5 protein-coding genes and 2 pseudogenes are annotated in these 7008 nt (G+C 52.6%); 3 read left to right on the top strand and 4 right to left on the bottom strand.

Annotation, left to right across the window (positions count from 1 at the left end):
* Window positions 1-16: 16 nt before the first annotated feature.
* The gene (locus QCE79_RS38560; RefSeq protein ID WP_309854278.1) at window positions 17-514 is read left to right on the top strand and encodes a lysozyme; all 498 of its coding nucleotides are present in this window, start codon (window positions 17-19) and stop codon (window positions 512-514) included.
* Window positions 511-1116, top strand: coding sequence for a lysis system i-spanin subunit Rz (locus tag QCE79_RS38565; RefSeq protein ID WP_309854281.1), 606 nt, complete (start codon window positions 511-513; stop codon window positions 1114-1116). The genes QCE79_RS38560 and QCE79_RS38565 overlap by 4 nt, the downstream gene beginning before the upstream one ends.
* Before the next feature lie 75 nt (window positions 1117-1191).
* On the opposite strand, the gene QCE79_RS38570 is transcribed toward QCE79_RS38565, so the two are convergent.
* The 3 genes and pseudogenes from QCE79_RS38570 to QCE79_RS38575 form a co-directional block, all read right to left on the bottom strand.
* Window positions 1192-2454, bottom strand: a complete 1263-nt coding sequence (locus tag QCE79_RS38570; protein WP_309854284.1) for a YadA-like family protein — start codon at window positions 2452-2454, stop codon at window positions 1192-1194.
* 66 nt (window positions 2455-2520) lie between these two features.
* Window positions 2521-3420 (bottom strand): annotated as a pseudogene (locus QCE79_RS39695) (hypothetical protein); the annotation flags it as partial.
* An 834-nt stretch (window positions 3421-4254) separates the two neighbouring features.
* Window positions 4255-5145 carry a DMT family transporter gene (locus tag QCE79_RS38575; RefSeq protein WP_309854287.1) on the bottom strand — a complete coding sequence of 297 codons (891 nt, stop codon included), beginning with the start codon at window positions 5143-5145 and terminating at the stop codon, window positions 4255-4257.
* Window positions 5146-5966: 821 nt separating this feature from the next.
* Here QCE79_RS38575 and QCE79_RS38580 point away from each other — a divergent pair.
* Window positions 5967-6719: a hypothetical protein gene (locus QCE79_RS38580; protein WP_309854290.1), complete on the top strand. Its 753-nt coding sequence runs from the start codon at window positions 5967-5969 to the stop codon at window positions 6717-6719.
* 201 nt (window positions 6720-6920) lie between these two features.
* On the opposite strand, the pseudogene QCE79_RS38585 reads toward QCE79_RS38580, so the two are convergent.
* A pseudogene (locus QCE79_RS38585) lies at window positions 6921-7008 on the bottom strand (IS5/IS1182 family transposase); the annotation flags it as partial.

Below are 7008 nucleotides of genomic sequence, written 5' to 3' on the forward strand. Positions count from 1 at the left end.
TTCTGGAGATCATTGAATGGCAAACCTTGGGAAAGCAGCGCTCGCGGGCATAGTCGGCACCGTAGCTGCAACCACGCTGTATTGCATCGTGCCTCGCTTTGAAGGGGTTGTGCATCGCGGTTACCTCGACCCTGTGGGCGTTGCAACGAAATGCAGCGGCGACACGCACGACGTCGTTGTCGGCCAGTCGTACAGTCCCGACGAGTGCTGGGAGTCGTTGAACCGCCAACTCATGACGCATGCCGATGATGTGCTTCGATGCACCCCAGGGCTCAAGGACCATTCAAATCAGCTCGCCGCCGCGGTGAGCTTTGCTTACAGCATAGGTGGCACAGCCTATTGCAAGAGCACAACCGCGAAACGATTCAATGAAGATGACTGGAGGGGCGCATGCCGGGCGATCAACGAATCAGACGATGGGCGTGCGCAGTGGGTGAGCTCGCACGGGCGTGTGCTCCCCGGACTTGTGAAACGGCGCGCCGAAGAACGTGCGCTTTGTGAGCGAGACTTATGAGTTACGCACCATACCTCATCGCCGGGCTGACGGCATGCGCTGTTGGCGTCGCAATCGGCGGCGGCGCTGTTCACGTGTTCGACAACAGCCAGCTCGCTACGGAGCAGGCCGCTCACGCGCGCGACAACGAGGCGAACGTACGGAAGCTCGCGACCCTGTCGGAGCACGCAGCGAAGGACGCGAGCGTTGCGATCGCGGCTCACAACAAGGCAGCCGCCCGTATCGCAGCGCTCGACGAACAGTTCCACCGTGAGAGGATTTTTCATGAAGCTGACAACGCCAAAAATCGCGCCGCTATTGCTGACGGCACTCGTCGGCTGCGCATCGCAACCGCCAATGCCTCCGCGAACCATAGCGGTGCCGCAAATCCAAGCCCCGCCGCCGGCCGCGTGGGCGATGGAGCCCGTCGCTACGCCGAGCTACCACCAGAGATTGGAAGAGATCTTTTCGGAATAGCCGATGACGCTGACAGCGATGCACGTGCGAAGGCAGAGTATTTACAGCGATACCTATGTACCCTGCAACGGCAAGGATTTATCGCGGGCTCGTGTGCTTTCGGTCACAGCGCATATCGATTAGCACGCAACCACGGAGCAATCTGATCCCCCTAGTTCCCCTGCACAGCAGATCAAGGAGCAATGGGCCCGACTTGTCCGACATCAGTCCGTCGTTTGCTGTCAGAAGCGATATCCAACTCCTGCCCCGCCTCCATAGGAACCGCGCGTATTGCCAGTGAAAGAGGCTTTAACGCTCCATCTTTTTGTGGCAGTTGATAAGCCCAGAGCAACTGATGATTGGCCGCCGAACGTGCCACCAGCTATTGAAAGCATGCTTTCCCCCTGATATGCCTGAGGCAAATTGGCTATCGCGATAGCGGACGCCGAGCCTCCCGACGCATCTTTGCGATCGCGTTCCATCTCCAGGCGAAGTCTCGCAACCTCTGTGTCGGTATGTGCGTAAGCGCTGTCAATCCCTACCTTTAATGCGGCATTAAGCTGCCCGAGATTGACCGCGTCGGTTTCAGCGACGCCAGCGACAACATGAGAAATAACACGATTGCCCCCGTCGACGGCGACGCTTGGCGTTGGACGTGGATCGTCGCGCACGCGTGTTCGATGAGGGGAATTTTTTTCGATATTATCGACTCGCGATGATAATGAAAAAAATTGGCTGCCGTTTACCGCGTCCGTGCTCTCGGCACTGATCCGACCTGCCGCAACGTTCGTCAAAGCGACTACCGAAGTGGCGCCTACGCCGCCAAGAGTAATTAACGATTTATTATATCCAGCGTCATAAACGACTGCGTCGAGACGATCTCCCTTCTTATCGATGAGCCCTGCCTTTCGGAGCTGCGCTACATTGACCGCATCGGTTTCATCCGTGCCGTCAGCGACGTTGGTAATTTGTCGCTTTGACTGTCGATTACCTACTGAAATCGTATTTGCGCGGTCCGCCACGGAATTGCTGCCCAGCGCAACTGCGTTATCGTAGTCTGTGCGCGCATAAAGACCCACCGCAATGGCGTTTCTGCCCGACGCGCTCGCCGCTGGTCCCATTGCCAGTGCGTCTGTACCTACTGCCTGCGCGGCCGAGCGTACCGAATTTGCACCGAAGTATTGTCCAGCGCCACCCTTGGCGATCGTGTCTACTGTCGCCTTGACATCGCGTATCCTGTCGCTTACCGCCTTAACGCTCTCGTTCGTTTCGAAAAGTTGAGCACCGATTACGGCATCAGAACTTTCGGGTTCCAGCACAGCGGCCGAAACATTTTTTAGCTGTGACCCGGCTGCGCCACGGAAGGTAACAGAACTAGCTTGCTTGTCATCGTAGGCAACGAATCCATTTGATGCGCCGCCGCTTGCGTTGAAGCTTGCTCCTAGATCCATCAGTTGTCTAAGATTCACAGCGTCTGTCTCCCGCGAGCCGGCCGCGACGTTCACTAGTTGTCGCTCCATGCTGATTCTGCCAACGGAAATCGTGTTGGACCGATCTGCTAACGAATTAGCTCCCAGCGCAACGGATCCGTTCGCCGCTGCTAGTGCCAACGTTCCTACCGCGAGAGAGCTCTCGGCTCGGGCTTCTGCGCCGCTACCTAGAGCTGCTCCATGATATTGGAGAGCGTTTGACTTCTCTCCAAGCGCAAGGGCACGGGCTCCTCGAGCAATTGCATGTGGGCCGACTGCGAGCGCTGAACCAGACAGTGTTGCGTCTATTGAGCCCGCAACTCGTGCTCCCTCCAACTGCCCTCCTGCCGATGCGCCATCGCCAAGCGCCACATCGCCGTGTGCTTGTGCCGAAGCTCCTCGTCCAATTGCCACCGCACCAGACGCGTGAGTTTCTGTGCGTGAAACAGCCCCAATAGCTAACGATTGGCTTCCCCGCGCTTGAGCCCCCTCAGAAAGCGCCAAAGAGTCGCCGCCAACAGCCTTCGCATTGATGCCGACGGCAATGTCACCGTCGTGTTCTGCGGCCGCCCCGTCCCCCCAATCAATTCTGCGTAGGCCGAAAAGGCTCCGGAAGTCGCGGGATACAGTTTCATTAACACCGCCTTTGGCGGCGCTGCGCTGTTGCCTCGGGGAATTGTTAAATTTTGCCTCATGCTCCAACCATAGCTGATGCAGTCTCCTACTCGTTCGTTGTTCACCGCTATTTTGAAGCCTATTTTTCGCGCGCACGGCAGCCGCTAAAGTCTCGGGAGTTTGAAGCCCTCCAATCTGTATAACTGAATCTTTGGAAGATTGCGGAACAACTTGTGTCGTGGCCGCGCTTGTCGAACTCGATATTGCAACCACTGCAAATGCCAATCTTTTGCCTATATTGATGACCATCAAAACGCTCAATGAAATGGATTGATGTTGGTTTAAGAATAGAGAAGCTGAAAAAGTCCGCAGTCGACTAATTGACATCGTCGGACATAGCTCATGTGATAGCTTTCGATAAGAGTGGGGTCATCACAAAGCCGGATGTTCGCGTGCTGAAGCAGCGGCGTCATGTCTGCACGCATTAGGCATACTAGAGTCGATGCTTAAGCGATCGATCAAGAAAGCTCGGCCCCTCATAATTCGTTGCCGGCGCACCGGAGGCCAGACGCTTCACGAACTTTCTGTCTGACGAGGAGCTCGCGAAACGAGCCGGAAACAATTGCGTTTACCCACGTCTTCCTTTGAGTGACCCTGTGCTTGATTTGCTTGAAATATTTGAGCTTGCACGATAACCAGCGTAGCGAGTGCCGAACTCTCCACCTAGATACGTAAGGTTTGTTAATTTTTTTGAAATAGAGGTTTTCCGAGTTAATTGAGTTTGAAGTTGAGGCTGTGAAAAACGCTGTTACTTCATTGCAATTTCCATCTTGGAGGATTTCTTGCTTCGAGAAAGATTCCGATCATATTTTTCTCGAACGTCACAGGGTCGACATGGTCAATGTCGAATCAGCGTTGCGGCTAGCGCATTAACGTTGCAGTCGTCTTGACTGGCAGCGGGTGGGATCAGTGCCCAGGTCGATAAAACGTTCATCGTAGCGAATGCGTATACCGACCGAAATTCGCGCATCAGCGTACCGCACGCTTCCGAACTTCCGGCGGAAGTTTAGTGCTGTCTTGTTGGTGGCTCAGTTGCCTCAGGCATGGAAGCCGCCGCATAAATTGAAGCCGCGACATAATTGGCTGCGATTTACGATCACTTTTACGACGACCGTTCCTTGCGAGGAGGCGACAGCACTTCACTGCGCCATACACGCCAAGCTACGATGACGCTCGGGATTCTTTGGGCGAGTACGTCATAATAAGAAGCCCGACCAGAAGAGGCGCGAGCAGAATCCATGATACGGCATTGAGTGATCGCCCTGTAATGAAACCGTCTAAGACAATAGCGAAAATCGGAAACGCGACGAATGTCAGGGAAGCGCTAAACGCTGTAGTTCGACGTTGTAGCCAGAAGAAGCACATTACGCCAATAACATTCGCTACAAGTCCGAGATAGCTTATAGCAGCAATAGACGCACCGGAGAAGCGATCGAAGCTCGGGCTTTCGGAAATCAAGCTAAGCACTAATAGGGAAATCCCCGCCATCGTGCACGGTAGAGCGTTAAAGGTGAGTATCGGGACGGAGCAGCAACGCTTTTTGATAGATACGTAGGCAAATCCGTGCATCAGTACCGCTAGTAGTAGTGCGGCCGGCGCCAAGTAGTCGTCAAAGCTCGACCAGTCCAACTCAATTCTAAGGATGAGCGAAAGCGCGACCCATGCGAGTACTAGCCCGGTCAATTTTGAAAAGTAGATTTTTTCTTTCAACAAGATCGCCGACAGTAGCAAGACGACCACAGGCATGTTTGCGAAAATTAAAGCAGCCAGCCCCGGGTTTACATGTTTCTCTCCGTACATGATTAAGGCAACCGGGACTGCAAAGTAGCCAATCGTAAGGAATACTTGAAACCCTCGCTGCCCTGGCGGGAACAACAGCGGTGCTTTCTTAACTTTGGCCATCACAATAAGTATCGGCGAAGCAATTAGAAATCTAAGAGCGGTGGCGGTGATTGGTGGAATCGTGTCGACCGCGATGCTCATAGCGGTCCATGTTGTACTCCACGTCACTACGACAATAGCAAAAAGGGCGAGATTCGCTATGTTACCCATTAGTGTCTCCGATGCGAATTTTCCAAGCGATTATCATCTAGGTTTTTAACTGTGAAATCAATCGGACGCTGATATTGGATGCCTCGAACAAATCCGACAACATGCTACCGAAACGGCCACCAAGATTCGCCCTGTACGGCATGTCCGTATCTGATGCGAGTGCGAAGTCTATTGATGCCGCAGCCAGAAGCCACGCTTGTTTGCACAAATAGTACGAGTCCCATTTTCTACCCCTGGCGAAAGCTGCTACTCTAGTCTCACCTCTTTGATAGTAAGCGTAGATGTACAAAGAAAATCAAGTGCGGTGTCTCTTGGTGTAGTTGCGGTGATAAGCCGGTATAAAGGCGGCAAGGCTAGCGGGACGCAGTCTGGTGCGCGCGGATAGCATGGACGTGGCTATTTGATATAGCGCCAAGATTGTGGGCTAAAAATCGTTTGAATACCGCCTCTAATTTTTTATCTTAATTATGCGCTATATACTGTTTTCCCTGTTATTAACTATCAGTGCATGCAGTGCCGCACCGAAACTCAAGTACGCTTATAACTGTCGAGAATTTCAGTCTAAATCCTTAAAGGTACGAGCGGTTTTTCTAGGGGTGGATGGGAGTGATTCAAAGGCTATATCGGCAGTAGTAAAAACCGTTGACGACCCTGTGACATCGACTGGTACGATTTCTATTAAACCATACATTGATGTGCAGGCCGGCATGGCGCTCTACCGGTTGCTTCTCCTTGCTGAACTGACGCAAAATACGATTGTGGTCGAACTTTGTTCCGACGACAACCAGGTGCAAGGTATGCACATGGATCCATGGTGAATTATGACCGGTCTTAAGATGATGGCTCAAAACGCCCGAGTTATTGCTGGGGGTTTATTTTTGGTTGGAACAACTAATGTCAGTGCAACTGACTTTCTATATCGGGTCGACAGTAGGCCGCCCGAGCAGATATTCTCGAGTGGTTTTGAATCTCATGGCGACAATTGGGATCTTGTGCAGCACTTAAATGGTGACTCCTGCGTCTCAGGTTCGCGAGACAGCGCATACGTGGCAATGACAGGTGGTGTTGATGAAACACGCCGAATTGCACGACAGTATTACTCTTCTTCTGCGTTTCATGGCACGTTGTACCGTTATGAGATAAGGGCGGACGAAAATTATTATCGCTTGAGAGTTTCAGTGGATTATTTAATCAGTAGAGGGGTTTCCTTTACACCAATACAACGACTGATGTTGGACATGCAGGAGGAGTACGTAGCTCACAGAGTAGCGTCAGAAAATATCCGAAGTGCAGTTCCATTGATCTATGATGTCCGGACGTCCGAAGTGCGGGATGGTGAAGGATTGTCGAATCCAAATTTCTTGGACATCGAATCTAACTTTAATCGCGGTGTGATTGATCGACTACCCGAACCTGCGCCGCGTCTGCGACATCGAGTATTGGCTTTCGCCAACCTGATTAGCGCTTGTTTTGCAACGTCCGCGGTGCATCGGCCAGACGATCTAACGGATCGCGGCGCTCGTTTCGAGGTGCCTTTCTTTGATGCCGACGCCCTCTTTGGTGAACTGATTTAGCGATTCAAAATCTCCTTAGAGTAAAGCGGCAACGTTTGTTTATACGATTCTTTTAATAAAAGAAAGTAGTGCGAAATGGTTGTATTCTCTAACTCTGTTCGGAGGTGGTATGACGGTCGGATGTGAAGAAAATTTCCTCGTTGCGCAGCAGGCAATAGGGACGCCAGAGGTAAAGGTACTCGTCAAGGAACTAGGGTCTGTTTACATTCTCACTAGCGGTCCAAAGGCACAGGCAAGCGAAGCAAAGGCGAGATAGTTGCCGGCGAGCTTGTCGTAACGCGTGGCGACG

The organism is Caballeronia sp. LZ003 (genome assembly GCF_031451465.1).
Lineage (GTDB): Bacteria > Pseudomonadota > Gammaproteobacteria > Burkholderiales > Burkholderiaceae > Caballeronia.

Coding starts and splice junctions, on each gene's coding strand:
- QCE79_RS38560 (WP_309854278.1), top strand. CDS start 17: ATGGCAAACCTTGGGAAAGCAGCGCTCGCGGGCATAGTCGGCACCGTA.
- QCE79_RS38565 (WP_309854281.1), top strand. CDS start 511: ATGAGTTACGCACCATACCTCATCGCCGGGCTGACGGCATGCGCTGTT.
- QCE79_RS38575 (WP_309854287.1), bottom strand. CDS start 5,145: ATGGGTAACATAGCGAATCTCGCCCTTTTTGCTATTGTCGTAGTGACG.
- QCE79_RS38580 (WP_309854290.1), top strand. CDS start 5,967: ATGACCGGTCTTAAGATGATGGCTCAAAACGCCCGAGTTATTGCTGGG.